Source organism: Porphyromonas sp. oral taxon 278 str. W7784, from assembly GCF_000467855.2.
In the GTDB taxonomy this organism is placed as follows: Bacteria; Bacteroidota; Bacteroidia; order Bacteroidales; family Porphyromonadaceae; genus Porphyromonas.
Map to the genome: position 1 here is coordinate 445,180 of NZ_KI259258.1, position 1,791 is coordinate 446,970.

Genomic DNA, 1,791 nt, shown 5'->3' on the forward strand with positions numbered 1-1,791 from the left:
GTTTTTTCGACGACCTACGGTAGGTCGTTTTTGGAGGTGTCTCTAGCCCGCTTCCCAAGCGGGTATTCGACGGGGTCTGTTTTTGGCATGAAAGAGGATCCTTCAGCTTTGAGGGTCGGGGTGGGGAGGCTTGGTCGTTTCGGGAAATCCTTCTACCTTTGCCGAAACAAAGCATAAATGATGCCGTCGGTCGACGGCTACGATGCATAAGAGAATATGATCACTCGGATGTACAATATAGGTTGGTGGCGCACTCAAGATAGCGATATCGTGAGTTAGGCGTTGCTTGTCCCTATTGTAAATCCATCAGTAGCATAATAGAGGTTTGTCGTGACTCACGGCAAGCCTCTTTGTCGTAGGTACACGAGTCGCAGGAATGACGTCACCTGCCAGGAGCCTTTACTTAGCTCTAACCCTTCACTCAAAACTTCCCCACTTTTATGACACCCTTCCAAGTAGATTCCAATGGTTTTTATGGCGACTTCGGTGGCGCCTTCGTCCCCGCCATCCTCGAGCCGATTATCAGAGAGCTTCAAGATACATACCTGAGCGTCATCGAGAGCAAGGACTTCCAGGATGAGTTCCACACCCTACTACGTGACTACGTAGGTCGACCCAGCCCCCTCTACCATGCCCGCCGTCTGAGCGAAAGATATGGTGCGAAGATCTACCTCAAGCGTGAAGATCTCAATCACACGGGAGCACACAAGATCAACAATGCCCTAGGGCAGATCCTTCTGGCCAAGAAGATGGGTAAGCATCGGATCATCGCCGAGACAGGTGCCGGTCAGCACGGAGTAGCGACCGCCACGGCCTGCGCCCTCATGGGCATGGAGTGCCACATATATATGGGGGCCATCGACGTAGAGCGCCAGCATGTCAATGTCGAGCGTATGAGGATGCTCGGTGCTACCGTCATCCCAGCGAAAAGCGGTAATCAGACGCTCAAGGACGCCGTGAATGAGGCCCTCTTGGCTTGGTGCTCCCAGCCCGAAGATACCTTCTATCTGATCGGATCGGCAGTAGGGCCACATCCCTATCCCGATATGGTAGCCCGTCTGCAGAGTGTCATCAGCAAGGAGATCAAGGCTCAGCTGCAGGAGAAGGAGGGGCGTGACTATCCCGACTACCTGCTCGCCTGCATCGGAGGCGGGTCCAACGCAGCGGGCACGATGTACCACTACCTCGATGATCCCCGTGTCCGCATCGTCCTAGGAGAAGGGGGCGGTCATGGGATGGATAGCGGAGCGACCGCTGCGACCATCAATATCGGTACCGAGGGTGTCCTGCACGGAAGTCGTACGCTCGTCATCCAGACGCCCGAGGGGGAGGTGCAAGAGCCCTATTCGATCTCCGCTGGCCTGGATTACCCTGGCATCGGCCCGCTGATCTCTCAGATAGCGGTGCAGGAGCGTGCCGAGGTGCTCTCGATCAATGACGATGAAGCCCTGCGTGCTGCCTTCGAGCTTACCCGTCTGGAGGGGATAATCCCAGCGCTGGAGAGTAGCCACGCCTTGGCCCTCCTTCCTCACATGAAGTTCCAGAGAGAGGATGTAGTCGTCCTGACGGTGAGCGGGCGTGGGGATAAGGATATCTCTACCTACCTGGCACACAAGGCCGAGATACTCGGAGAATAGCGACGAGACGATCGTCTCATCCCAGCTATTCCCTCTCCCAGACCTGCTCCTTCACGGTCGCTCCTCGCGAGGGTCAGCCGAGCCCGAAATCAAGGGCCTCAGGAAGGGGGCAAAAGGGACCCACGGTAGGTCGCCGATGCGACCTACCGTGGGT

The 1,791-nt window shown here is 56.4% G+C and carries 1 protein-coding gene; it reads left to right on the forward strand.

From position 1 onward, the window contains the following. Nucleotides 1-440: 440 nt before the first annotated feature. Nucleotides 441-1,637: a tryptophan synthase subunit beta gene (gene trpB / locus HMPREF1556_RS08460; RefSeq protein WP_021668029.1), complete on the forward strand. Its 1,197-nt coding sequence runs from the start codon at nucleotides 441-443 to the stop codon at nucleotides 1,635-1,637. Nucleotides 1,638-1,791: the final 154 nt, after the last annotated feature.

Bases quoted from the DNA above. Each gene is read 5' to 3' on its own strand.
- trpB (WP_021668029.1), top strand. From the start codon at position 441: ATGACACCCTTCCAAGTAGATTCCAATGGTTTTTATGGCGACTTCGGT.